We start from the raw sequence: 25,287 nt of genomic DNA on the forward strand, positions 1-25,287 counted from the left end.
TCATTCTCCCATCAGTCTTTTCAAAATTTCCTGATAAGCATCTTCCACATGGCCGAGGTCCTGACGAAAACGATCTTTATCAAGCTTTTCTCCCGTTTTGGAATCCCAGAACCTGCAGGTGTCCGGCGATATCTCATCGGCAAGGATGATTTTTCCGCCGCACTCCTGACACCGGCCATATTCAAGCTTAAAGTCGATCAGTTCGATCCCAAACTGCTTGAGATAATCTGTCATGATCTCATTTACTTTAAACGAATATTCCGCAATTTTTTCCATTTCCTCAGGCGTCGCAAGCTCCATCGCATATACGTGATAATCGTTAATCATCGGATCGCCGAGCTCGTCGTTTTTATAGCTGTATTCCAACACCGTCGATTTCAGCTTGGTTCCTTCCGGAATCCCGAGCCGCTTGGAAAGGCTTCCCGCAGCAATATTACGTACGATCACCTCTACCGGAACGATCGAGACGCTCTTTACGACCGTTTCACGATCAGAAAGCTCCTCCACATAATGTGTGGGTATTCCGTGTTTTTCCAGCATTCTGAACATATGATTCGATACTTTATTATTTACGGCTCCTTTTCCGACGATTGTTCCCTTTTTCAGCCCATTGAACGCCGTCGCGTCGTCCTTATAATCTACAATCACATAATTTGGATCCTCTGTTCTGAATACTTTTTTCGCCTTGCCCTCATACAACTGCTCCATCTTTTTCATTTCGATAACTCCTCCTTGAGTTCAGCGTCTGCCGCTACTACCTTGAGCTGCATCTCTTCTTTAAATTTATATAATAAATCGCTTAACGTATCATACTTCAATGCGAGAATCTGCACTGCTAAAAGCGCGGCATTTTTGCCGCCGTTGATCGCTACCGTAGCGACCGGGATCCCTTCCGGCATTTGGACGGTGGAAAGCAGGGAATCCATACCATCCATAGTAGATGATTTGATTGGCAGGCCAATGACGGGCAGAATCGTGTGCCCCGCGATCACTCCGGCCAGATGCGCCGCTTTTCCTGCAGCGGCAATGATTACCTCAACACCGTTATCCTTCGCGTTTTTGGCAAAATCCGCCGCAAGCTCAGGCGTACGGTGCGCAGACATAATATGCGCTTCTACCTCGATTCCAAAATCTCTCAATGTGTCTATTGCAGGCTTTAAGACCGGCAAATCACTTTTTGAGCCCATAATTACTGCTGCTTTCATTTCTTTCTCCTTTAAAACTCATTCGTAATATAAAACATACTGTTAAGCCGGCTTTCGCCGGCTTAACGTCGTTCTCATTAAATTACTGCCAATATGATAAAGTTGATCACAAACAAAATCGTGGACACCACCAGAATAGGATGGAGTTCTTTCGCCTTGCCGCGCACGATCTTGACGATGCAATAGAACAGGAAACCTGCTGCAATACCATAGGAGATGCTGTAGCACAGAGCCATAAAGATTCCTGCAAAGAATGCTGGAACCGCTTCTTCGAATTCTCCCCATTTGATCTCCTTAAAGGAAGACATCATCATAATACCTACGGCAATCAGCGCCGGAGCAGTTGCCTCTGATGGAACGATGCCCATGACCGGCGCAAGGAACATACAGGCCAAAAGTGCAATGGCCGTCACTAAACTGGTCAGTCCGGTACGTCCGCCGGCACCTATTCCTGCAGAGCTTTCTACAAATGTCGTCGTGTTGGAAGTGCCTACGATCGCGCCAACGGAGGTCGCGATCGCATCAGCAAACAACGCTTTGTCCATTTTGGATTTGAAGCCTTTGCTGGTCTCCATCTGCTTCATATCTTCTGCGCTGAAGATGCCGCTGCGGCGTCCTGTACCAATAAAGGTTCCGATCGTATCGAACGTATCAGAAATACTAAAGGCAAATATTGTCATAATGACCAAAACGATCTTGGACGGGTCTGCAAATAAGCTCTGCATCCCCTCCGGCCCAAAGGCGGCACCGAACGTCGTTCCCAATTCGCTGAACGAATTGCCAAGGCTGTCTGCGCTGAGGCTTACAGAGGATACATCTGCTACGCCCATCGGGATCGCAATAACGGTTGTAATCGCAATACCGATCAAAATTGCTCCTTTTACTTTTGCAACCAAAAGAACGATCGTGATAATCACACCGATAAGTGCGAGGATCAGAGCCGGCGTATTGAATGTCGCCAGTGCCGGAACCGCACCGCCGCTTGATACAACACTGGTGATCCCCGTATAGGTCGCGTCAGCTGCAAATGCAGAGCCGTTGATAGACATGATCGTACCCGGATCGGAAGTAAAATTGATCAGATTCGCATTCTTGATACCAATGTATGCGACAAAGATACCAATACCGCCTCCAATCGCATGCTGCAATGATTCAGGGATAGATTTGATGATTGCTTTGCGGAGCTTTGTTACCGTAATAATGATATTTACGATACCGCAAATAAAGACCATTGCCAGCGCCTGCTGCCATGTGAAGCCCAGTGCAAAGCATACTGTATACGTAAAAAACGCATTCAGCCCCATACCCGGCGCCTGCGCATACGGTACGTTTGCAAACAACGCCATTACCAGCGTACCAATCGCCGCCGCAATGATCGTTGCCAAGAATACTGCCTGTGTCGGCATGCCCGTTGCTGAAAGAATGCTCGGATTGACAAAAATGATGTAGGACATCGCGAAGAACGTCGTTAATCCGGCGATCACTTCGGTCGATGCCTTGGTTCCGTTTTCCTTCAGCTTGAAAAACCTTTCCATTATGATACCTCCTGCAAATATGATATATAAGCCAAAAAGCTTACGTATTTATCATACTTGAAAGGGAAACATAGCGCAATATACTATCGAACTATTTATCCAATCGTATCTTTATTGTTCGATATATTCCGAATATAATTTATTTCATCCCCCTTCCCTACCTTCTGTATTTCCAAAATATCTGGCTTTTGAGCGATAGCTATAAGCTATAGGACAGATCTTCAAACTGATAAATTTTATTAATAGGTATCCAGAGCTTCTTCGACTTTCTGCTTTTTCAGCAAATGATATTGTTTATTGTTCCCATTCATTTGATAGATAATACGCGAAACATAAAAATTGCCATTCCGGCACTTTCTAAATTTAAAATCTAATAAATATTTCCTCTCCATTCTCGCAGTAGCCAATCCCAATATACTTATCAGTATTCTGCCGTATAGTCTCTTTGCAGACAATTTGTGAACCGCATGATCCACAATAGAACCGGGTCAATTGCGGATCTCCAAGAGCCGCCATCCTCGCAGAATAGAGCTTATCGAATTTTTTTACAATACGCAGTTTTTATTGCTCTGTCCTTTCTTTTGAATTTTATCATAAGCGTCAATGCCTTTGGACATGTCAAGGTATCGGCAAATACTGGCTGTATTTATTGCATCATGTAACGCATCATGAGCTTCAAGTGTTGGCGCACCTATTTTTTTGCTGCATCGGAAAGGGATACTTGACGCTTTTCTTTCGTAATCTGCTCGTCAAAAATAGGCTGGATATCATATGATTCGGGAATCCAAGCGGAATCTAATCCGTGAAGCTCCAGATTAGCATGAAGTGTAGTGATATCATCAGTTCCCCATGTCAGAAATATAAATTCTTTACCGCACCACGCTCTAAAATATTTCAATGCAGCAGGAAATGAAAAACCATATTGCAACTCCTCCGTTGTAATTTTCGTGAGATCAGAAACCTTTTTGTGCATTTTGGTATAATATTGCGGCGTGATCATTATTTTAAAAGTATCTACAATACAATAGTTCTTATCCAGTTTAACTACCCCTATTTGTATAATTTCTCCGGTTAAGCACACGGGGCTTTTCACCATTCTTTTCTTGCTAAACGGCTGATTCCATTCCATATCCAGAATGATAGTATCCATTTCTGTACTCCTTTTTTATTCACAAGATTTCCTTATCTCGCATCATTTTCAAACGCTTGCGGATATTGAAAACAATTTTTCCATTTTTATAGGACAGCATTTCACCTTTACTTTTAGCGGCATGATTCGACAGAAAATATAAATCAATTTTACATATCAACAAAAAAGGGCTATCTGACTTCAACTTGAAATCAGATAGCTCTTTACTTTTGCAATCATCCAAATAATGTTGCCATTAAGGGCTTCAAAGCGGCGAAAAGCCTTTATTTACGGGCTCTTCAAAGGAGAGAAATCATTCCCACTCGATTGTCGCCGGGGGCTTTGACGTAATGTCATAAACAATACGGTTAATATGGGCCACTTCGTTAATGATTCGGTTTGAAATTGTTCCGAGCACATCATATGGGATACGCGCCCAATCTGCCGTCATTGCGTCTATGCTGGTTACACCGCGAAGCGCAACTGTGTAATCATAGGTTCTTTCATCTCCCATCACACCAACAGAACGCATATCTGTCAACACTGCAAAATACTGCCATATTTTCTCATCTAGCCCTGCTTTAGCAATTTCATCACGGAAAATAACCGCATAACAAAACCATTTACGCCCATCACTATTGGTTTGTTTGTAGTGGGAAAGCCACCATGTTTTTCAAAATCTAGGTGGTTTCCATGTACCATTTATATCATACCATATGAAATCCTCTTTTGGAGCCCTTTCCCACTAAAAAACAGCCCCTTTTTTCAGTGGGAATTGCCTACGTTGCAGTGGGAAATCATCTAATATGTCACGAATATTGATTTATTGTTTTAGCATCAGCGTTCGGGAATTTACCTACTAACTAGAATCTTCTATTTTTCAATTAAGGTGAAAAATGTTTACCATCCCCTTGCCCTATTCCCACTCTAATGTTACTAATTGTCGGCTGAATCACGCTATGATAAAATATAAGGGCAGGGATACAAAAGCGGGCGGTTAGCCACATCTCCCTATTTAGGGCTAGAGAGTGGTGATGCCAATGGAATATCTTGTCGTTTTTGCAGTGATATTAATCATTGTTTGGCAGATTTCGAAGGATAAAAAATAACCGCCCCGGCACGGGCAGTTATTTTCACTTGAAATAACTTCGCGGGCTAACCGCTTTGCGGTTGTGTCCCTGCTTTTATTATAACCTATTTTCGCTAATAGTCAAATAAATTTGCTTGTCTATTTAAAAATTATCACAACGACTTCCAGAGATATATTTTTCGATTATCTCTCTTGCAGTTTGAATAGTCGCTATTACCGATTTCCCCGCTAACATCGATTGATAGGCCTTTCGTTGGTTTTCAAATTTGATATTAGATTTAACGTCAGCCTCTTTCCATTCGATATAAGAGTTGCTACCAAACCGAAAAGGAAAAGAAAAGGGAAAAGTTGAACTGCTAACCCTCTTGTGAATACTAATATATTCTTTGTTATGCTTCAATTCATTGCAAATAAACCTAAAAGCCTGCATAATCTTTTTTTCTTCTTCAAGCATGTTATTATTGTCTGGCGCTATTCTGCCCCATAAATCCATCATCGAGTGTATTAAAATTCCTAATTTATGATGTACTTCTTTTGAAAGCGAAACACCATTTGAATTACTACAACTTCTATTGATAGTGTCTATTGCTTCTTGGTAACTTATTTCAAAGCTATACAAAAAATCTTGCTTGCTCATAATTTGCCTTTCATACTTGTATCATATACCACTATTGCGCTTCATACCGCTTCACCAATTTATAGAACGTGCAACGTTTCAACCCTAATTTATCCATCGCCTTGACCGCTGTTATAGCCCCCTCTTTCCATTCTTTGTATACTTCTTTCCAATTATCGGGATAAGTGGCTTTTGGTCTGCCTAACACCCTTCCTTTCGCCTTTGCCGCCGCTATGCCTTGCGCCTGTCTTACCTTGATGCTTTCCCGTTCCTTCTGCGCCACATAAGAAAGTATTTGTAACGTTAAATCAGCAACAAAACGGCTGTCTATCGTTTCCCCTGTTGTCCGTGTATCCAAAAGAGGCATATCCAACACTTTAATATCCGCTCCCACCTCTTCCGTGATATGTTTCCATTGCCCTTGTATTTCAGTATAATTGCGTCCCAATCGGTCAATGGATTGGATAACAAGCAAATCCCCTTTGCGGAGCATATTTATCATTGTATTATAAGCAGGACGGTCAAAAGATTTCCCGCTTATTTTATCTGTGTAAATATCCCTGTCCTGTACGCCAAATTCCTTTAATGCCGCAATCTGCCGTTCCGCATTTTGGTCTTTAGAAGATACCCGCGCATATCCGTGTATTCTCATTTCACACATTGTAGACCACCGTCCTTGTTTGATACCGGAATTATATCGAGTACATCTCTAAATGTCAATATATTTGCAGATATATCTTTAAATTATTTTTTATAATTTAAAGACGGTTATTTCTTACGATTCAGTCCTCTTTTTCCTTGTCTGTAAAGGTATACCTTTATAGACATAAATCAATCAGATATAGCGTTGTCGTCTCATATAACCTCCTCAGAACAGATTTATGATACAAGCAATCAAAAGCACCACATGCCTGTCAAAACACCTTAAAACGCAAAATACACATTCACAGGCAAAATCAAAAAAATGATTTTGCTTCCGTATAAATATAAGCATAAAAAATGCCTATAAATTATATAGACATTTTCTTTTGCGTTATACCGTAAAAAAATGTTATACGGCATTGTTATTATAAGTGAAAAGCGGGAATATATCACTTAAAAATCCCGCTAATCATCCTATACTAGTACATCTTTTTTTCGTAACATAATAAAAATATCCGCTAATAATTTCTGCCCGTTTCTATTCCGATATTATTTTCTGCATCACGGTTTAGTCATTTTTAGGATATGGATGGTAAAGTTATCAACTCTTTGTACTCCTCCGGCAATTGATAGGCGAAGCCCGTATATTGCTGTGATAAATCTTGCAGCATGATGGATATAGTAGATAGCGAACTACTAACCTTAGCAAATAATTCATTAAATTCGTTATCTACTTGCCCATTTTCATCTATATGGTTATGAATTTCAGCAAATACATGATAAACATCTGAAAATAGCGTTCCCGCGAGCTCATGAAGTTCTGAAAATTCATCCGGTAGTATATCTTTTGGTACTTCGTCATTCAATTCTATATAAGGTGTAAATGCTTCTGCAAATGTTGAAAACGCGCTCATAGACGCTGACTTATCGATATTCATCATATCCATCGCACTTGATGTAGAATTTGTAATCGCAGTAAATCCATCACCAAGGCTAGCTACATAATATTGTAAAATGATATGTGTAATCGCTTCTTGTGCTTTTCCTGATATACTTTGCTTTCCTAATTCATCTGCTTCTATAAACCGATGGTCATTTAATAAAGGCGCGGCTTCAGCAAACAACGCATCCTCGTAGTTCTCCGTGATTTCATCTTTTTCAGAACCGCCCTGTATTTCTTCAATTTGCGTACGTGCCATTCCAAAATCTTTATTACCGATGGCCTCTTGTATTGCCTGTGCTTGAGAGCATCCGCAAATCAGGAATACACAAATAAAACATATGGTTAAAATCAAACCTACAATCTTTTTCATCTTCATTTTCCTTTCCCGCATTCCGTTGTCATTCAGCATAGAGCGTATTTATAATCCGACTGAATTAACGCCATGTACTGCCTGTTCATGCGTAAATCCTTCATATTCCAACTGGTCTATCAGCCCCGACCTTGAAAAAGACGAATATTCTAAATAACTTTCTGCCTTTTTTACCGCCTGTTCCATCCAGTCTGCACCGCTATGATCTGCGCCGTAGGTCGCATCTGCATTTGAAAATCCTTCGTATTCCAACTGTTCTATCAATCCCTGTCTCGAAAACGCCGTATAATCTAAATAACTTTTTGCCCTATTTACCGCGTTGCTTTGACTGACCGTTGTACTTTTATTTGTCGATTTATCTTCCTGTACATCAGAATCTTCTACAGATGACGATAGGTCAATCGTCTGCGATATAAATTGTAACCAAATCCCTTCCCATCCCCGCTCTTCGTTATTTTGGCAATTTAATGCAACGACACTTCTGTCCGTTTGCCATGCGCCACTATCTTTTTCATCAGAAGCGGATACCGGTTCCCCATATTTTTCCGTAAAAGTATTATAAAGTTGCGTGGCAATAGCCTTTTGTTCTTCTGCATCGGCATAACTTCCTACGTCTTTCCCAATGTAAACCCTTACGTTGGATAGTTGCCCGTTCGTATTGAATCCGTAGAAAACATGCGAAATGATGTTTTCCGCTCCCTCATTATCGGTTACCGCGCCATATAAGTATACATCTGTACTACCATCAAGTTCTCGCTGTACGATGTCATCTTCCCAATTTGAAAATTCACCGCTGCCCAATACGCCGTTCACATCAATCAATTCTACGGTTTCCGACTGTTTTACTTCATCCTGCGACATTCCCCATACAGCATTTCGGAAATCGCCTTCCGTAGCCTGCGAACTATCATCATCTATCTTTAATGCACTTGTACCCGACCCATAATTAAAGAAAACGTTCGCATCCAATAATTCACGGTACTCTGCCGGAAGTGTATATCCTTCGTTTAGGTATTGAGTAGTATCTAAGGTTGGTGTCAACATTTCGCTATAAGTTGCAGATATAGCGTTCCATTCAGTCATATATTCCGTTTGTTCCCCCGAATCATTCCAACAGTCCGGTAAAGTAGACAGTATTTGCTTGCCTAAATCCAACAACTGTAGATAACTATCGTAGTTCGTATGTACTTCCTCTGGTAAAATATCTTTCGGAATTTCACTCGTAATCCGATATAACGGCTCTACCCGCTCTTCAGCCAATACGGGTACATTAGCTACCGCTTTTAACATCGTGTCATTTATCACATTGCTTTCAGCGGTTACCGTATTAAGAATCTCAGTAATAACATTCACTCCATATAACATTTCCCTTGAAAACGCATCTGCAATAGCATATTCAACCGCATCCCTGCATTTCCCCGATGTGCTTTTTTCCGCTACTTCATGCGCCGAAACATAATCCTTATTATTTAAGAATTGTGCCGCTTCCGCAAACAGTTCATCTTCATATTCATCATTTGACTGTTCTTCGCTTTCCTGTTGTTCAGCACTTGAGGTAGTCGTTTCTGTAGGTTCTGACGATTGCTGTTGCCCTTCTTGAGTACATCCTGCTATTGAGAAAACAATCATCAGCAATACAACTGCCAGACAGATTATCCTTTTCATCTTACTTTCTCCTTTTTTGGATTTTAAAAAATTTATTTTTAAATAAATTTTTAATTTATAGATTTATAATGGTATGATGTCTCCATATTCTTATTAACTACCGCGCCAATTCTAACCGCAAATAAGCAAAGCATATTTCTGATATCCTGTATTCCCTGTAATTGAACATCCCGGCAGTCATCCCTATAAACCCTTTTTAATATATAGGATTTTTCGTCCGTTCCCGATAAAACGGCTATTTTCTTATTTAATGCCGAAAATATTCCGTTCATCGCATTTGAAATATATTTATCAAGCGAACCATCTTCTGCCCTTTGTATATGCAACCGTATCACCTGTGCATCCGCGCGGCGCGTTGCCAATGTTAAAATAATTTCATTTGGATATAATTCTTTGATAATCCCCTTAAGCGTTCGGGCAGGCGCAGGCGGTAAGATGCTTTCGTCTACTGTTGTTTCATAAATGCGCCGCGCGTCCGTTTCCAATCGGACACCTAATATATCGTCAAAATCAAATAGCAGAAAGTCATAAGCGCGGCTTTCATCTTCAAGAGCATTGGTTTGCAGTAAATCACCCGAATAAAAAAACAAAATTATTTTCCGGTGGATATCATCAACGGCTATCCCTTCCATGCGTGGTAAATCAATTACATTACACGAATCCCATTTCACCCAATTTCTGCGGCGGTTCAAATTGACTGTCTTTTGTAATTCAAAACCATATTGCGGGGCAATATTATTTGCCCGCAATTCTTCCAACAGAAATTGAATCTGCATATTATTCCATTCGCAGTAATCAAAAATACTTTGCTTCATAGTATGTTATAAACCTCTTTTTGATAATCAAATTATAAATGTCATATTCCGTTAAGTCAATTCAAAACCTCTTTTAGATAATGCAATATTTTATTTGATTATATAACATCAAAATAATCAGAAAGGATATTGCCATGATAATCAAAGATAAAATTGCTAACCGCATCAAAATGCTTCGGGAAAAATATGATATGACACAGGCAGGATTAGCCAAACAATTAGAAATAACCCGCGCTTCCGTGAACGCTTGGGAAATGGGCGTTTCCTGTCCTACCGTGCAATATGTGATTGCTATGGCTGATTTATTCCATGTTTCTACCGATTATTTGCTTGGGCTAGAAACGAATATGTTGATTGATGCAAATGACTTATCCGATAAAGAAATTGGCATGTTGACTGAATTGGCCGAATACTTCCGCAGTCAAAAATAAAATTTTGGGGTATTTTTTATGCCTTTTATAAGGATTTTAACCATTTTTACCCCACATCTTCCATAACATCCGAATAATCCCTTAATATCCAATATGTTTTATCACGGTTTCCGTCTTTGTATGATTTTTCCTGTTTTGATTCAAAGTAGTAGTACAATTCCCTTTTCTGTAGATAGGTATTGATGCCGCCTATACTTCGTGCCGTACAGTCATCCACTAAAGTATTTTGAAAAAAATCCTTGACGGATTCTATTTTTTTTCCGAATAATTTTTGATTCACTATTTCAGAAAATAATTCCATTATTTTTTGATTATCGTATTCCGCTTCCAATGATTGTAATGCCATATTTCCTAATCTTAATTTATCGCATAAATATTTTGTAAAATGGCGGTTATCATAGCGGCTGAAAATCACGTCATATAAATCAATATCATATTGATATTTTAATTGAACCGATAATTTCGGTGTAAAACATAATTCCTCGGTTTCATCTGTATTTAATATCAATCCATTATGGAAATAATTGGTTTCATACTTCCGGGCATATTCTTCCTTTGACATATTTTCTATTTCAGAAATCCTTTGAAAAAATTCATGCATCAATCCGATTCGCCCCTGTAATTTTTCCTGTATATAATCCATGATATATAAATTGATTGTATCGGTTTCATCTATATACCGTTTTCGTCCAATGCATTGAATCATCGTTGTAATATCCGCATAATCGCAGATAATATGTTTGATATTCCTGTCTTTGAAATTAACCCCGTTGTCAAGGACGCTTGTAGTAAACAAAAGATGTTTGGAAAATGTTTCATTGCAGATAATTTCATGTTCTACCCTGTCTTTATCAACATATTTTTTATAATAATATTCCTGCGATTCCGAACACACGAACATACATTCATCTTTATATTGATTATATAATTCTTCCATATACCGTAAATCACTGCAAAAATATATCACTTTTTCATCCAGTGGTATCACTTTCAATAATTTATCTATCGCTTTACGCTTTCTGAAATAATACAATTTTTCTATCTGCGGCGGCTTTTCAGTGTCAAATATATTGTTAGCATTGAATGTTATCCATTGTTCCAATGTTTCCGGCGTTGCCGTCATAAAAATAACGGGGCGGTCTATTTCTTCCAGTATAGGCATTAATTTATATGTCTTACTGTTCATTAAAACGCTGTCGGTAAAGAAATAATGCGCTTCATCCCCAACGATATAATCATATTCGCCTAACATCATATTGGCATAATCTAAATTTTGTTCCAATGACTGATAGGTCTTGACAGTAATAACATCTTCTTTTCCTTCACATTCCTTTTCCGTCTGTTGTTTCAAGAAACGGCGGTTATTTAATATCAATATTTTTTTACTGCGCTGTTTCGCATAGGTGTAAAACGTATCTGTGATAAATTTTGTTTTACCTGTTCCGCAGGGCGATTTTATTAAAATCCTGTCGTTCCCGCACCATGTATCAATGATGTCTTCCGTTATTAAATCCGATACATACATATCTAAATTCCTTTCTAAGGGTATACGAAACAAAGCGCAATTCAATATGCGCCGTTCGCATACCCTTATTCAATTATTTTTTAGATTATTGATCTTGGTAGCAATGCCTTATTTTTGCATCTTGGACATTATTAATGCGGTTAATTACATCTATTTGCTTTTTGGCGTTAGATTGATTTTCATCAATACATATAACCCGTAAATCCTGAAATTCAGGTATTGAATACCGTATAACATCTGTTCCTACCATAGCGCATGTATACATTGTCGCTACTTCTTCTGGGGTAACTACCTTTAGCTGCTTTCTGTATTGCCTACATTTTTTTCCGTATTTTTCCCTATCATCAATCCATTTTATTAGATTTACATCCCTTCTAAACCTACGCGGCGCATAATTAAATTGAATATCGGGCAATTCAATTTCTATGCCAAAATGATTTCTGATTCCGTCAAAGTCGATATTAGAATCTAAATGCCCATCATCTTTTATCCATATTTTCCCCAATCTTTTCCTATCATCACCATATCCGGCAATTTTAAATTCCCGCTGTAAATTTTCAAAATATTCCTTAGGGTGTGCGCGGACAATTTCTGTCATTGCTTGGCATCCCAATAGATTTACCCATGTATCCCATGTATTATTATATTCGCGGTAATATTGTGCATAGAATGAATCAATTAGCAGTAAGAATAACAATTCATTTTCCGGCAATTCATTGACATTGATACCTGCCATAATCAATGTGGTAAGATAGGTTGAACCCGCATATTTTGAAATATATTTGTTATTTCCTATGGCAATTCCTGTATTCACATTCAAAGATACCGGGATATTCCTGCATGTTACATGTTGGTCTACATTGTATTCCCAATTCACCACCGCACAATCTACAAAAATGGAATGATTGCGCCGTATCCCATCACAGTACCATGGCTGAAACACATACGGATTATATACCATTGTCCGAAAGTCAAAAAAAGCACCAATAGGAATATTATATCTATTTTTTAAGAATAAACATGTCATTAGACTGTCTATATCATCAGTCAATACTAAATGTTTATCCCTACTATTATGTTCCATAAGGCAAGTAAAGTGAGCCTTCATAATATTAAAATCATGCTCTGTTATCATAGTTGATTCCTCCTTAATGATTTATGTTTTATAATTAGATTTATCAATTTTGTTTCCTACCTTTCATTTATTCTTAATTTTAAATATCATTCTATTTTAAACCATATATAATCTACCTTCTTTCTTGTTTTTAGGCGCACAAATATAAATGAATAAAAATTCATTATATTATACATTATATGCCCATTCTTTTTTTTATTTGAATTATTGGTTACGGCTGTAACCTTGCTTCTAAAATGCCGCAGATAAAAGGAACGTCCTTCGCCCTGCCTTGTTTGGATTATTCCATAAAACAAATATGATGTCAAGGGATTTGCGTTCCATGCACCCGCTGTTTCCACCTTGTATAACACATTTTCGCTTGCGCGTGTATCTATTTATATGTATTTCATGCTATAGTCACCCCTTTCCAGAAAAAAGCGTACACAAAACATAATACATCATATCCCTTTATCCAACAAAGGACTGCAATGCACCTGTTTACCCTACTATTCTATTTTACCATGCATGGATTTCGGGCTGTCTGGATATCCTTATACTACAGCCCTTTACTTCCTTGCACTTCGGAAGCGTGCAGAATGAACACTGCGCATTATTCATTCTTTATGTATAATTATACCATGAAAAAGGGGGATTGTCAAGGGCTTTGGCTTTGCATAAGCCCGCGAAACCCGCATGGTTGACAGGTTTTTCGGCAATTTTCATCAAAGAAAAATGCCGTTCGTTCCGCAAGGATATTTTCTCTCGCGTGTTTTTCGTCTTAATTTAAGGAAATATCCCCTAAGAAACAGGCGGGGAAATTTCCCCGCTTGTTTCTTGCTATAATCCCGCTATTCGTGTTCAGCCTGCCCCAGATGCCCTGTAACCGTTTTTTCTTTCTGATTGATAAATCCTATAATCCTATTCCTTCAACCATATCCTTTGTCCTGCCGTTTTCTGTGATGTCTGGCGTATATCATAGGTCAAAATAATTTCTTTTTTATGTTGAATCCTTCCAGTGGATTAAATGTGTCTACCACATTCACCAAATCGGCGGGGTTAAACTGGTAATAATTGTTCAGCATTTTCATACTTTGATGTCCTGTTATCCGTTGAAGCAATACGGGCGACATTCCATTTCTTACACTTAATGTGATAAATGTATGCCGGAACAGATGCAAACTGTGCTTTTCCACGCCCCGTCTTTTGCAGTATTTTGTAACACTGATTTGTAGGGTGGTGCGCGGCAATTCTTCCCCATAAATATTGCAGAATAGCGGTTCTTCCTTTGTCCCCTTCCGTATCCTTAAATATTCTGCTAAACGGATTCTTAAAGTCGTCGGTATCGGTACGATGCGCGGCTTTCTGTTTTTGGTGTGTCGCAAATGAATAATATTCCCGTCCATATCCACATCCTGTACCTGTAATTTTCGCAATTCCCGCGCCCGTATGCCCGTTGCAAGCAATACATTGACTATTATCCATGAACGGTATTCCGCAAAATTATTTGTTTCGGGACGTTTCAAAAGGGTTTCTAATTCTTCTTTCGTATAAATGTCTTTGATGTGTTCCTGTTCAATTAAATGTACAAACAGGATATTGTCTTTGATGTACCCCCGTTTGATGCCGTACTTAATAACAGGGGATATTTTGAATTGATAGGAATTAACGGTTTCGGGTTTTAACCTATCTTTCAGATACAATACATATTCATTGATTAAATCCTGCGTGATATCTGAACACCGTAAATCATTCCCTGCCCACGCGCAGAAATGCTTGTGCGCAAATTCATATCCTTTGATTGTTACGTCCGCTAAATTCTTTAATTTACATTCCTGTTCGTAAAGACGGTACAGGTCATCATAACCAATATCCGTTACTTTACAATCCAATAACTTTTTTCTTCTTGTTACCTGTGGCTCTTTCGTCTGTTTTTCCATAAGGAATAACACCTCCAAAAATAAAAAATAGGTGGTCATGATTACCACCTATCTTTTGAATTTTGATGCGATTCCCACTCAAACGCCGTCCGGCTCAAACCCGCATGGTTAAGCCAAAAACATCACTCCCACTCAATCGTTGCCGGCGGTTTGCTCGTAATGTCATAAACGATACGGTTGATGTGCGGCACCTCGTTGATGATGCGGTTGGAAATGGTTCCAAGCACATCATACGGAATACGGGCCCAGTCCGCCGTCATTGCGTCCACGCTCGTCACGCCGCGCAGGGCGACCGTGTAATCGTAGGTCCGCTCATCCCCCATTACACCTACGCTTCGCATGTCGGTCAGCACCGCAAAATACTGCCATATTTTTTCATCCAGTTCTGCTTTGGCGATTTCATCACGGAAAATAAAGTCTACGTCTCGCAGAAGGTCGAGCTTTTCTTTTGTGATCTCACCAATCACACGAATCGCAAGGCCCGGGCCCGGGAATGGCTGTCTCCATACCATATGGCGCGGAAGTCCCAGTTCTTCGCCGAGTTCCCGCACTTCGTCTTTAAATAATTCGCGCAAAGGCTCTATAATCTCATCAAAATCAACATGCTCCGGCAGTCCGCCTACATTATGATGACTTTTAATAAGCGCCGCGTCGCCTACGCCGCTCTCAACGACATCCGGATAGATCGTTCCCTGTGCAAGAAAATGCACTTTCCCGATTTTCTTCGCTTCCTCTTCAAAGACGCGTATAAACTCTTCACCAATAATCTTGCGTTTCCGTTCCGGTTCTGTGACGCCAGCCAGTTTCTCAAGAAACCTCTTCTCTGCCTTGACATGAACCAGATTCATATCAAACTGTTTTTTGAAAACGTTTTCCACCTCTTCAGGCTCATATTTTCTCATAAGCCCTGTATCGACAAAAACGCAGGTCAGATTTTTGCCAATCGCTTTATGCAGCAGGACTGCACAGACAGAACTGTCTACGCCGCCCGAAAGAGCTAATAGGACTTTTTTATCGCCTACTTTTTCCCGAATCTCTTCAATTGCCTGCTTTGCATAATCATTCATATCCCAATCCCCCTTTGCACCGCATATATCAAATAAAAAACGCTCCAGTATCTTTTGTCCGCCTGCCGTATGCTGTACCTCTGGATGGAACTGCACACCGTAGATTTTCTTCTCCCGGTTTCCAAAGGCAGCAACCGGGCAGGAGGTCGTTTTCGCCAATACTTCAAAGCCCGTCGGAGCTTTATCGATATAATCCATATGACTCATCCAGCAAACTGATTTGACTTCCATATCTTTTAGCAATGGATTTGCTGTCTGATACTCTATCTCTGTTTTCCCATATTCTCCTGCCGGAGCTGAAGCGACATGCCCTCCTAACTGCATGCTGATCAACTGGCTTCCATAACAAATCCCCAAAATCGGGATCCCCAACGACAAAATTTTTTCATCGCACACCGGCGCTTCCGCTTCGTATACGCTCTTAGGACCACCTGTAAAGATGATTCCAATCGGGTTCTTTTCTTTGATTTTTTGGACGTCCGTGTGATATGGCATAAGCTCAGCATATACATGGGCTTCCCGAACACGGCGGGCAATCAGCTGATTGTACTGTCCGCCAAAATCCAACACAATAATCGTTTCTCTCATAGGCATCTTTCCTCTCCATCCTCTTGCAAAGAAGCAAACATCACATTTTTTGCGCCTCTTTTTCTTAGTTCAGCACCAATGCTCTCCTTTTCCGCTTCCAATAAATCCTTTTTAGTATACACTATAACGTTCCAATCTGTAAAATACAGGCGACGTTCCTTTCCCGCGAATTTCCGAATGAAAACCTCCGCCTCTTCCACAAAATCAAGCTTCTCCGCGGTCAAATACTCCTCCGGTGCAAAACGGTCCGCAAGGCATCCGGCAGGCTTGCGGATATAGTAGCCTCTTCCTACTGCCTGAAGCATATCACAGATATCCTGCATATCATATCCCAATTCTATAAAAGGACTTCTGCATTCCAGCTTTTCCGAGCGCTGCAAAGCAATACAGCTTTTGCCTCCTTTAAGACAGCCATCCAGCAATACCTCTGCGCCCACCTGCTCCGCATATCGCGCAAGCTCTGCAGACATCATTCCGGAGCAGACTTTACATCGCTCCCTGCCATTGCGGGAGACCGCCTGTTCCTGCAGTACATATACCGGGATACGGGCATCATTCAGCTTATAATCTTCCAGCACCTCATGGACGCAATATAAATCTTCCTTTGTAAAAAACGCTGCATTTACAGTCAAAGCCCACACGTCACGCCCATGCGCTTCCTGTGCGGCACAAAGCAGCAGTGACGATTTGATTCCTCCTGAAAACGCCACTGCCACATGATCGAGCTCATAAATAAGCCGAACAAGTCGGCTGAACTTCTTCTGCGCCGTCATTTTCTGTTTACTTCGCGCTGTAGTTTGGTGATTCCTTTGTAATATTAATATCGTGCGGATGGCTTTCCAAAAGCCCTGCATTTGTGATCTTTACAAATTCCGCATTTTTCTGCAGCTGTTCGATCGTCGCTGCCCCGCAATAACCCATGCCGGACTTTAATCCGCCTACCATCTGGTAAGTCGTATCCGCCAGCGGCCCCTTGAACGGAACGCGGCCTTCTACGCCTTCCGGCACCAATTTCTGCGTTCCTTCTTGGAAATACCGGTCGGCGCTTCCCTTTTGCATTGCAGCGATCGAACCCATACCACGGTATACCTTGAAGCTTCTTCCTTGATAAATCTCCATCTCTCCCGGGCTTTCCTTTGTTCCTGCAAAGAGGCTCCCGATCATTACGGCTGCAGCACCGCCTGCAAGCGCTTTTGTAATATCCCCGCTATATTTGATCCCGCCGTCTGCAATCACCTTGACACCGTATTTTGCCGCTTCCTCCGCACAGTCCATAACTGCAGTCAGCTGCGGAACGCCGATTCCGGCAACAACACGCGTTGTGCAAATCGAGCCCGGCCCAATGCCTACCTTTACACAGCTGGCGCCTGCCGCAATCAAATCATGCGCTGCTTCTTTGGTCGCACAGTTCCCTACAATAATATCAAGCTCCGGGAATCTCGTGCGCACCTTTTCCAGTACCTGCAGTACATAAGCGGAATGACCGTGCGCCGTATCGATCACGATCGCGTCCACCTTTGCATTCACCAGTGCTTCCACACGTTCGATCGTTCCGTTCCCGGTTCCTACCGCCGCACCGACGAGCAAGCGTCCGCCCTTATCTTTAGCTGACAATGGATATTGAATCGATTTTTCGATATCTTTGATCGTGATAAGCCCCATCAGTTTTCCGTCTTTGTCTACCAAGGGCAGCTTTTCGATCTTATATTTGCGCAGGATCTGCTGTGCTTCGTCGAGCGTCGTGCCGATCGGTGCAGTAATCAGATGGTCACTTGTCATTACTTCGCTTACCTTGCGTGAATAGTCTGTTTCAAAACGCATATCACGGTTGGTGATGATCCCAATCAGTTTTCCATCCTTTTCTACGATCGGCACACCCGAAATCTTATAACGTCCCATCAGCTGATCCGCATCGTTTACCGTATGGTCCGGAGAGAGCGAAAATGGATCGCTGATAACGCCATGCTCGCTTCTTTTCACCTTATCCACATGATCTGCCTGCTGCTCGATCGACATATTTTTGTGAATAATTCCCATTCCTCCCTCACGGGCGATCGCAATGGCAAGCCCGCTTTCTGTAACGGTATCCATCGCAGCGCTCATGATTGGGATATTCAGTTTGATGTTCGGCGTAATATGCGTCGAAACGTCTACTTCATTCGGCGTAACAAAACTCTTCTGCGGTTTCAGTAAAACGTCGTCAAATGTAAGGCCTTCCGTAATTTTCATGTGCGTTTCTTCCTTTCTGGTCATTCATATAAATTTATCCTAACATTATGCGCCGGGCACAATGCTGTCAGCTTATTTTGCGGTATAAAAAAAGCACGCGCATCCATGTCAATGCGGCGGCATATTATTTTCTTCTTTTTTTTGTCTTTCTTCTTCCGCAAGAGAGTGCTGATGCTCCCGCTTCAAAACGATCCAGTTGATCGAGCCTACTACAAAAGACAGCACCAATACAAGAACCGCGCCTGTAAATTCACGCTCTGCAAACAAGACTGCCGAAATCGCGAGAAGCGCCGAGATCGCATAAAGCAAGGAAACTGACTGCTTCTGATTGAGCCCCATATCGATCAGTCTATGATGTAAGTGCTTCCGATCTGCATGGAACGGATGCTGCCCTTTCAGCAGTCTTCTTAGGATCGCAAACGCCGTATCTGCGATAGGTAATCCCAGAACAAGAAAAGGGATACCAAACGATACGACTGCATTGATCTTGAAAAATCCCTGTATCGAAATGACTGAAAGAACGAATCCCAAAAACATGGAGCCTGCGTCTCCCATAAAGATTTTTGCAGGATTTAGATTATACGGCAGAAATCCGAGACACGAGCCTGCAAGCGCCGCGGCAATCACCGTTATAGTAAACGCTGTAGGTGCATAGGCTGAAAGCAGGGAAACCGCTAACAGCGCAAAGGATGATATCGCTACGATGCCGCAGGCAAGGCCGTCCAAGCCGTCAATCAGATTGATCGTATTGGTGATGGCTACGATCCAGAGTACTGTAATCGGGATCGCCCAATTTCCGAAATAGATGATTTGATCGAAAAGCGTTACCCGGGTGATCAGCACGCCCGAAAAACAAACGACAAGTGCCGCAGCGATTTGTCCAAGCAGCTTGATATACGGCTTCAGATCATAAATATCATCTAATATTCCTAAAATGATAATCATGAAAGCACCGACCAGCAGGCCAATAAAGGTAGGATCCATCTCGCCGAATACAAGAATGCCAAACGCAAAAGCGACAAATATAGCAAGCCCTCCCATCGTCGGGATCGGCTTGCTATGCATTCTCCGCTCATCTTTGGGAATATCAACGGCGCCCACTCTGAACGCAAGCTTACGGACAAGCGGCGTCGTTGTGTACGTTACAAAAAACGTAAACAGCAACGCGATCACAATCAAAATGCCCGAGCGTACATCCATAATAGACGATTCCTCTTTCCATGCCGTAACTAGTAGTAAATATCACAAGAGCGGCAAAGATTATTTGCCGCACTTGTGCTTTGCTACATTATATCAATTTTCCTTTTTAAATGCAACATCTCCGTTCTCTACATACATTTTTACCTTATCGCCAATATTGATCTTCCCTGCGAGGATCTCTTCAGACAATTTATCTTCTACTGTCTGTTGGATCATCCTGCGCAGCGGGCGTGCACCATATTGGTCGCTCATGCCGTCTTTGGCCATCAGTTTTGCCGCGTCTTTCGTATAGGTAAGATCGATCTCCCTATCATGCAGGCGTTTGGCGACACTGTTCAGCATGAGTTCTGCGATGCGTTCCGTATCTTCGCCCGTGAGCTTGTGGAATACGATGATATCGTCGATCCTGTTGATAAACTCCGGCCGGAACGTATTCTTCAGCGCTTCCATCATACGCTCTTTCATCTCGTCGTATTCTTTCAGCTTTTCTTTATCTCCGTCGTCCTCTTTTGCGAAGCCGATCTTCCCTTTTGCGATCTCATGCGCGCCTACGTTAGATGTCATGATGATGATCGTGTTCTTGAAATCGACCGTCCGGCCTTTTGAATCCGTCAGCCGCCCGTCTTCCAGAACCTGAAGCAGCATATTGAATACGTCGGGATGCGCTTTTTCTATCTCATCAAACAGCACGACCGAATAAGGCTTGGTACGCACTGCCTGCGTAAGCTGCCCGCCCTCATCGTATCCTACATATCCCGGAGGCGAACCTACCAGCTTAGATACGGAGTGCTTTTCCATATATTCCGACATATCAAGCCTGATCATTGCGTTTTCATCACCGAACATCGCCGCTGCGAGTGCTTTCGTGAGTTCTGTTTTGCCTACCCCGGTCGGTCCAAGGAAGATAAAGGAACCAATCGGTCTGTTTGGGTCTTTCAGTCCGGCACGCGCACGGCGAATCGCTTTTGCGACTGCTGTGACCGCTTCATCCTGTCCGATCACACGTTCATGAAGCATGTTTTCAAGATTCAGCAGCTTTTTGCTCTCATCCTCTGTAAGCTTACTGACCGGAACATGCGTCCAGCTTGAGATGATCTGCGCAATATCTTCCTCTGTAACGACGCCCTTCTCTTTTGCCACAGCCTTACGCCACTCCTCGGAGCAGTGCTCAATATCACGTTTGATATCCGCTTCTTCGTCTCTCAGCTTCGCTGCTTTTTCAAAATCTTCATGCGCGACCGCGCTTTCCTTTTCTTTTCCGATCTCTTCCAGCTTGTCTTCCAATTCTTTGAGGTCCGGCGGAGAGGTAAACATCGCGATCCGCACTTTAGAAGCAGCCTCGTCGATCAGGTCGATCGCCTTGTCCGGCAGGAATCTGTCCATGATATATCTCGTAGACAGGTCTACCGCTGCCTTCAGCGCTTCATCCGTAATAGTCACCTTATGGTGCGCTTCATATCTATCGCGCAGTCCTTCCAGAATCTGCAGTGCCTCTTCCGGTGTCGGCTCCCCGACATTGACCGGCTGGAAACGACGTTCAAGAGCCGCATCCTTCTCGATATGCTTGCGGTATTCATCGATCGTCGTCGCGCCTATCACTTGAATTTCGCCCCGCGCGAGCATCGGCTTTAAGATATTTGCCGCATCCATCGCGCCCTCTGCCGCGCCTGCGCCGATCAGCGTATGGAGCTCGTCGATAAACAGGATAACGTCTCCCGCCTTTTTCAGTTCATCAAGCGCGTCTTTTAAGCGCTCCTCAAATTCTCCGCGGAATTTTGAGCCTGCCAGCATACCAGCAAGATCAAGCATCACGACCCGCTTGTTTTTCAGCATATCCGGTATATTACCTTCCACGATTTTTTCTGCAAGGCCTTCTGCGATTGCAGATTTCCCAACGCCCGGTTCACCGATCAAAACAGGGTTGTTTTTCGTACGGCGGCTCAGTATCTGTATGATCCGTTCTATCTCTTCTGAACGTCCGATCACAGGATCAAGCTCACCGTTTTTTGCTGCAAGCGTAAGATCCCGGCCAAACTTATCCAATTTCGGCGTACTCGATTTGCTGTTCTCTTCGCTGCCTGTAGGCGCGCCCTGCGCAACAGCCAGTATCTCCTGCTGCATAGCGGCTAAATCTGCTCCGAGGTCGCGCAGCATACGGAATCCCATACTCTCACGCTCATTGATGATTGCCAGAAGCATATGCTCCGTTCCAATAAAATTCTGTCCGAGCTGTCGCGAAAAAACGACGCTCATTTCGATGATTTTTTTAGTACGCGGCGTATATCCGATCACTTGCGGATTTCCATAGCCGCCGTCCGTAGATACCGAACGAATATATTCCGTTGCCTTTTCGGCATCGATCCCCTGCTTTTGCAGGATCTCGGCGGCTGCGCCGCCCTCTAAGATCATACCCAAAAGCAAGTGCTCCGTTCCTACATAATTTTCTCCCATACTGCTTGCAAATTGTGCCGCTTGGTTCACAGCTTCCTGCGCCCCCGCGGTAAATCTCGACATATTGTTGCTCATATTGATTCCTCCCTTAGGCTTTCTTTCAGAAAGCCACCGCTTTTTTCAGCAAACGGCAAGCCTATTCTTTCTATTTTATCTTTTGTTATAAAATAACCGCTGTTGCCCTTATTCAAACAATTCAGGCCTTTTCTTCGCGGCCCTCTTTTTCTTTTTTCATTTTATCGCGTATCTCTGCTGCTTTTTCATAATTTTCTTCTTTGATTGCTTGTGCCAGCTGCGCTCTCAAATCGTTTTCTTCCACCTTTTGCGTTTTTTCTTTTCCATGAGGCGCAAGGTTTATTTCGGGAAGCTCTATCCCGCTTACATACGGCTGTTCAACGCCTGCAAACTCTGCATTATACCGTTCGTTTGCCGTCTGCGGGAGCTGCGGCATGATATCGAACATGCTGGCGAGTCTGCCTCTTCCCCGTTTCATCAGACTTGTCGCAAACAGGTCATTGAAAAGGCCGTCCATTGAAAAAGCATTCATCAGCCCCTCTTCTTCCCGCGCACATACTTCGCATAGATTGCGCTCTGTTGTCACACCGTTGATACTCTGCTTGATATGGACATTCGCTTCTCTTTGCTTGCATTTATCACATAACATATTATTCAATCCTCCTTTAATAAAACAGAAGTCAATGCTTCTTTCAAAATCGAACTTCTCAGCTCGTCTTTTTGTTCTCCGGCACCTGTGAGCGCTTTGTCTGAAACTGCGGCCAGCAGCATATTCTTCATATTCCCGTTTATAACGCCAGTCTGTACAAACCCCTCTATGAGCTCTCCTGCCTGCCTCATATTGATCCCTTGTCTTAGGTTCTGCTCTATGATCTGCGAGATATAAGCACATTTATCCACATTCAGGCGAATGACCCGGATATAACCTCCTCCTCCGCGTCTTGACTGCGTTATATATCCTCTGTTAGGAGAGAATCTTGTGGTCAATACATAGTTGATCTGTGACGGCGCACATTGGAACCGCTGTGCCAATTCATTCCTTTGCAGTTCTGCTGTTCCGTCCTCTTCCGTCATCAGCTCCTTAATGAAATCTTCAATATGGTCGCTCAGCACCGACATTTTTTCCTCCTCTCCTTTCTTTGACTTTCTTTGACCTTTATTTTAATAATACCCCTGTTTCAACAGAATAAACATATTTTTCAAACATTTTTTTCCAATTCTTCCGGAATTTTTCCCTTGATCCTGACGCGGTCGTAATCCTGTCTCAGCAAAGAAAAAAAGGGGGGCAAGAGGTTCGCTGCAAGACTCTTTTTTGCAAATTCGATCAAAACGACAAATTGGTTCCTTGCGCTTAAGGGCCGGCTCGCATAGCCCTCTTGTCTGCAAAAGCTGCATAAAGTGTCATAAAGCTCGAACGGCTCCATTACAGCGTTTTGAGTAAGAAAATCAAGCGCGTTTCTCGCCCGCCCTGTATTATAATAACGGTTCAAAAGCCCTTCGATCTCTTTCAAGTGCAAAAGCTCGCCTGCTGAAATGTCGTTGGTTTCGATCACTTCATACGGCGGATAGCTCCGATAGACGACCCCATACTGCTCTGCCGCTTCTCTTAACGCAGTTCCCGGAAGCAGCTTCAAAAAACCCAATTGCAGCGCGTCTGGATAGAGGCCGTATACTTCATTGAAAGAATTGCGAAAGCTGTGATAGTCCTCATAGGGCAGGCCGGCAATCAAGTCCAAATGCAGATGGATATTGCCCTGCGCCATGATCCGCTTCGCATTCTTTTTTACTTTTTTCAAATCCGTTTTTCGCATAATAGCCTGCAGAGTACGTGCATTCGTCGTCTGCACGCCCGCTTCGAGCTGTATTTTACCCGGCGCCGCTTTTTGGAGAAGCGCAATCATTTCCTCATCCATTAAATCGAGCGCGACTTCAAAATGAAAACATGTTTCTCCCGTATCATCCATCACAAAACGCAGTATCTCTTTTGCACGCGATACATGTGCATTAAAGGTGCGGTCTGTAAACTTTACCAGCTTTACGTTCCGTTCAGTAAAGAGTCTGATTTCTTTCTTTACCTGTTCCAAAGCTTTCTCGCGTATAGGGATGCCAATGCCAGACATGCAGTATGCGCAGGAAAACGGACATCCCCGCGACGATTCGTAATAATATATTTTATTTTCGTCATACTCGTCTCCGGCAGCAAACGGCGCAGGCAGAGCTTCCATTTTCTCTACGATACGATAAACTTTTTCTCCCGCAGGCCGCCCGTTCTTTTTATAGAGGAGCCCCGGGCTCTCTATTCCGCTTCCGGTCTCCAATGCCAAAAATAGCTCCGGCAGGCTCTCCTCCGCCTCGCCGCATACCAAAAAATCAATGTACCACAGTTCTATCAGTTCCCCTGCACGAAAGGAAGCCTCCGGGCCTCCCAAGACGACCATCGTCTCGGGCGCCGCCTTTTTGAGGTCCTCCGCAAGTTGCAGTACATTCCCAATATTCCATATATAGCAGGAAAAAGCAACGACATCAGCATGCTGTTCAAGAATATCCCGCAGAACGTTATGACTGTCCTCATTGATATTATATTCCGAAAAAAAGGCTTTTCCGCAGCAGGCTGCGGAAAGCGAGCGGACCGCCGGATTTGTATGGATATAACTGGAATTTAACGCAACCAATAAATTTTTCATAAAAATATTCCGTTACAGCAAATAGAAAACCGG

General features: G+C 42.5%; 21 protein-coding genes and 1 pseudogene. 1 reads left to right on the forward strand and 21 read right to left on the reverse strand.

Translation table 11 applies throughout. From position 1 onward, the window contains the following. The 10 genes and pseudogenes from purC to PUP29_RS02940 form a co-directional block, all read right to left on the reverse strand. Entirely contained in the window at positions 1 to 717 is a 717-nt protein-coding gene (purC, locus tag PUP29_RS02895) for a phosphoribosylaminoimidazolesuccinocarboxamide synthase (RefSeq protein ID WP_079547325.1), read from the reverse strand. Beyond that, positions 714 to 1,205, reverse strand: coding sequence for a 5-(carboxyamino)imidazole ribonucleotide mutase (purE, locus tag PUP29_RS02900; protein WP_079547324.1), 492 nt, complete (start codon positions 1,203 to 1,205; stop codon positions 714 to 716). The genes purC and purE overlap by 4 nt, the downstream gene beginning before the upstream one ends. Before the next feature lie 77 nt (positions 1,206 to 1,282). Next, positions 1,283 to 2,740, reverse strand: a complete 1,458-nt coding sequence (locus PUP29_RS02905; protein WP_079547323.1) for an NCS2 family permease — start codon at positions 2,738 to 2,740, stop codon at positions 1,283 to 1,285. A gap of 691 nt (positions 2,741 to 3,431) precedes the next feature. Further along, positions 3,432 to 3,890: an exonuclease domain-containing protein gene (locus tag PUP29_RS02910; RefSeq protein ID WP_079547322.1), complete on the reverse strand. Its 459-nt coding sequence runs from the start codon at positions 3,888 to 3,890 to the stop codon at positions 3,432 to 3,434. Between the two features lie 292 nt (positions 3,891 to 4,182). Then, positions 4,183 to 4,473, reverse strand: a pseudogene (locus tag PUP29_RS02915) (glutamine-hydrolyzing GMP synthase); the annotation flags it as partial. A gap of 628 nt (positions 4,474 to 5,101) precedes the next feature. Then, positions 5,102 to 5,596 (reverse strand): hypothetical protein, encoded by a 495-nt coding sequence (locus tag PUP29_RS02920; RefSeq protein ID WP_079547321.1) that lies wholly within the window; start codon positions 5,594 to 5,596, stop codon positions 5,102 to 5,104. Between the two features lie 31 nt (positions 5,597 to 5,627). Beyond that, the gene (locus tag PUP29_RS02925; protein ID WP_353423802.1) at positions 5,628 to 6,236 is read right to left on the reverse strand and encodes a recombinase family protein; all 609 of its coding nucleotides are present in this window, start codon (positions 6,234 to 6,236) and stop codon (positions 5,628 to 5,630) included. Positions 6,237 to 6,795: 559 nt separating this feature from the next. Beyond that, positions 6,796 to 7,530 carry a hypothetical protein gene (locus PUP29_RS02930; RefSeq protein ID WP_079547320.1) on the reverse strand — a complete coding sequence of 245 codons (735 nt, stop codon included), beginning with the start codon at positions 7,528 to 7,530 and terminating at the stop codon, positions 6,796 to 6,798. A gap of 48 nt (positions 7,531 to 7,578) precedes the next feature. Beyond that, complete coding sequence (locus PUP29_RS02935; RefSeq protein WP_353423803.1) at positions 7,579 to 9,195, reverse strand: Ltp family lipoprotein; 1,617 nt, start codon at positions 9,193 to 9,195, stop codon at positions 7,579 to 7,581. Between the two features lie 50 nt (positions 9,196 to 9,245). After that, on the reverse strand, positions 9,246 to 10,010 hold the full coding sequence (locus tag PUP29_RS02940) for a hypothetical protein (protein WP_353423804.1): 765 nt from the start codon (positions 10,008 to 10,010) through the stop codon (positions 9,246 to 9,248). Positions 10,011 to 10,144: 134 nt separating this feature from the next. On the opposite strand from PUP29_RS02940, the gene PUP29_RS02945 reads away from it, so the two are divergent. After that, positions 10,145 to 10,441: a helix-turn-helix transcriptional regulator gene (locus PUP29_RS02945; RefSeq protein ID WP_353423805.1), complete on the forward strand. Its 297-nt coding sequence runs from the start codon at positions 10,145 to 10,147 to the stop codon at positions 10,439 to 10,441. A 46-nt stretch (positions 10,442 to 10,487) separates the two neighbouring features. On the opposite strand, the gene PUP29_RS02950 is transcribed toward PUP29_RS02945, so the two are convergent. The 11 genes from PUP29_RS02950 to PUP29_RS03000 form a co-directional block, all read right to left on the reverse strand. After that, entirely contained in the window at positions 10,488 to 11,966 is a 1,479-nt protein-coding gene (locus PUP29_RS02950) for a DEAD/DEAH box helicase family protein (protein ID WP_079547317.1), read from the reverse strand. Positions 11,967 to 12,051: 85 nt separating this feature from the next. Beyond that, the gene (locus PUP29_RS02955) at positions 12,052 to 13,101 is read right to left on the reverse strand and encodes a hypothetical protein (protein WP_079547316.1); all 1,050 of its coding nucleotides are present in this window, start codon (positions 13,099 to 13,101) and stop codon (positions 12,052 to 12,054) included. 962 nt (positions 13,102 to 14,063) lie between these two features. Then, a complete protein-coding gene (locus PUP29_RS02960; protein ID WP_353423808.1) occupies positions 14,064 to 15,020 on the reverse strand; it encodes a tyrosine-type recombinase/integrase in 957 nt (318 codons plus the stop codon). Between the two features lie 122 nt (positions 15,021 to 15,142). Continuing rightward, on the reverse strand, positions 15,143 to 16,675 hold the full coding sequence (gene guaA, locus PUP29_RS02965; protein ID WP_353423810.1) for a glutamine-hydrolyzing GMP synthase: 1,533 nt from the start codon (positions 16,673 to 16,675) through the stop codon (positions 15,143 to 15,145). After that, positions 16,672 to 17,448 carry a hypothetical protein gene (locus PUP29_RS02970; RefSeq protein ID WP_079547312.1) on the reverse strand — a complete coding sequence of 259 codons (777 nt, stop codon included), beginning with the start codon at positions 17,446 to 17,448 and terminating at the stop codon, positions 16,672 to 16,674. The genes guaA and PUP29_RS02970 overlap by 4 nt, the downstream gene beginning before the upstream one ends. 7 nt (positions 17,449 to 17,455) lie before the next feature. After that, a complete protein-coding gene (guaB, locus tag PUP29_RS02975; protein WP_434542797.1) occupies positions 17,456 to 18,904 on the reverse strand; it encodes an IMP dehydrogenase in 1,449 nt (482 codons plus the stop codon). A gap of 108 nt (positions 18,905 to 19,012) precedes the next feature. After that, positions 19,013 to 20,104 carry an MraY family glycosyltransferase gene (locus PUP29_RS02980; protein ID WP_079547310.1) on the reverse strand — a complete coding sequence of 364 codons (1,092 nt, stop codon included), beginning with the start codon at positions 20,102 to 20,104 and terminating at the stop codon, positions 19,013 to 19,015. A gap of 93 nt (positions 20,105 to 20,197) precedes the next feature. Then, the gene (locus tag PUP29_RS02985; RefSeq protein WP_353423811.1) at positions 20,198 to 22,630 is read right to left on the reverse strand and encodes an ATP-dependent Clp protease ATP-binding subunit; all 2,433 of its coding nucleotides are present in this window, start codon (positions 22,628 to 22,630) and stop codon (positions 20,198 to 20,200) included. Positions 22,631 to 22,751: 121 nt separating this feature from the next. Continuing rightward, a complete protein-coding gene (locus PUP29_RS02990) occupies positions 22,752 to 23,219 on the reverse strand; it encodes a UvrB/UvrC motif-containing protein (RefSeq protein ID WP_079547309.1) in 468 nt (155 codons plus the stop codon). A 5-nt stretch (positions 23,220 to 23,224) separates the two neighbouring features. Further along, positions 23,225 to 23,689 (reverse strand): CtsR family transcriptional regulator, encoded by a 465-nt coding sequence (locus tag PUP29_RS02995; protein WP_079547308.1) that lies wholly within the window; start codon positions 23,687 to 23,689, stop codon positions 23,225 to 23,227. A gap of 80 nt (positions 23,690 to 23,769) precedes the next feature. Continuing rightward, entirely contained in the window at positions 23,770 to 25,254 is a 1,485-nt protein-coding gene (locus PUP29_RS03000; RefSeq protein WP_079547307.1) for a B12-binding domain-containing radical SAM protein, read from the reverse strand. Positions 25,255 to 25,287 lie beyond the last annotated feature (33 nt).

The sequence above is a fragment of the Christensenella massiliensis genome (assembly GCF_040409835.1).
GTDB lineage: Bacteria > Bacillota > Clostridia > Christensenellales > Christensenellaceae > Christensenella > Christensenella massiliensis.

Excerpts from the sequence above, each read along its gene's own strand:
- PUP29_RS02950 (WP_079547317.1), bottom strand. The coding sequence starts at position 11,966 with ATGTATGTATCGGATTTAATAACGGAAGACATCATTGATACATGGTGC.
- PUP29_RS02940 (WP_353423804.1), bottom strand. The coding sequence starts at position 10,010 with ATGAAGCAAAGTATTTTTGATTACTGCGAATGGAATAATATGCAGATT.
- purE (WP_079547324.1), bottom strand. The coding sequence starts at position 1,205 with ATGAAAGCAGCAGTAATTATGGGCTCAAAAAGTGATTTGCCGGTCTTA.
- PUP29_RS02955 (WP_079547316.1), bottom strand. The coding sequence starts at position 13,101 with ATGATAACAGAGCATGATTTTAATATTATGAAGGCTCACTTTACTTGC.
- guaA (WP_353423810.1), bottom strand. The coding sequence starts at position 16,675 with ATGAGAGAAACGATTATTGTGTTGGATTTTGGCGGACAGTACAATCAG.
- purC (WP_079547325.1), bottom strand. The coding sequence starts at position 717 with ATGAAAAAGATGGAGCAGTTGTATGAGGGCAAGGCGAAAAAAGTATTC.
- PUP29_RS03000 (WP_079547307.1), bottom strand. The coding sequence starts at position 25,254 with ATGAAAAATTTATTGGTTGCGTTAAATTCCAGTTATATCCATACAAAT.
- PUP29_RS02960 (WP_353423808.1), bottom strand. The coding sequence starts at position 15,020 with ATGGAAAAACAGACGAAAGAGCCACAGGTAACAAGAAGAAAAAAGTTA.
- PUP29_RS02980 (WP_079547310.1), bottom strand. The coding sequence starts at position 20,104 with ATGGATGTACGCTCGGGCATTTTGATTGTGATCGCGTTGCTGTTTACG.
- PUP29_RS02910 (WP_079547322.1), bottom strand. The coding sequence starts at position 3,890 with ATGGATACTATCATTCTGGATATGGAATGGAATCAGCCGTTTAGCAAG.
- PUP29_RS02970 (WP_079547312.1), bottom strand. The coding sequence starts at position 17,448 with ATGACGGCGCAGAAGAAGTTCAGCCGACTTGTTCGGCTTATTTATGAG.
- PUP29_RS02920 (WP_079547321.1), bottom strand. The coding sequence starts at position 5,596 with ATGAGCAAGCAAGATTTTTTGTATAGCTTTGAAATAAGTTACCAAGAA.
- PUP29_RS02990 (WP_079547309.1), bottom strand. The coding sequence starts at position 23,219 with ATGTTATGTGATAAATGCAAGCAAAGAGAAGCGAATGTCCATATCAAG.
- guaB (WP_434542797.1), bottom strand. The coding sequence starts at position 18,904 with ATGAAAATTACGGAAGGCCTTACATTTGACGACGTTTTACTGAAACCG.
- PUP29_RS02930 (WP_079547320.1), bottom strand. The coding sequence starts at position 7,530 with ATGAAAAAGATTGTAGGTTTGATTTTAACCATATGTTTTATTTGTGTA.
- PUP29_RS02935 (WP_353423803.1), bottom strand. The coding sequence starts at position 9,195 with ATGAAAAGGATAATCTGTCTGGCAGTTGTATTGCTGATGATTGTTTTC.
- PUP29_RS02985 (WP_353423811.1), bottom strand. The coding sequence starts at position 22,630 with ATGAGCAACAATATGTCGAGATTTACCGCGGGGGCGCAGGAAGCTGTG.
- PUP29_RS02925 (WP_353423802.1), bottom strand. The coding sequence starts at position 6,236 with ATGTGTGAAATGAGAATACACGGATATGCGCGGGTATCTTCTAAAGAC.
- PUP29_RS02945 (WP_353423805.1), top strand. The coding sequence starts at position 10,145 with ATGATAATCAAAGATAAAATTGCTAACCGCATCAAAATGCTTCGGGAA.
- PUP29_RS02995 (WP_079547308.1), bottom strand. The coding sequence starts at position 23,689 with ATGTCGGTGCTGAGCGACCATATTGAAGATTTCATTAAGGAGCTGATG.
- PUP29_RS02905 (WP_079547323.1), bottom strand. The coding sequence starts at position 2,740 with ATGGAAAGGTTTTTCAAGCTGAAGGAAAACGGAACCAAGGCATCGACC.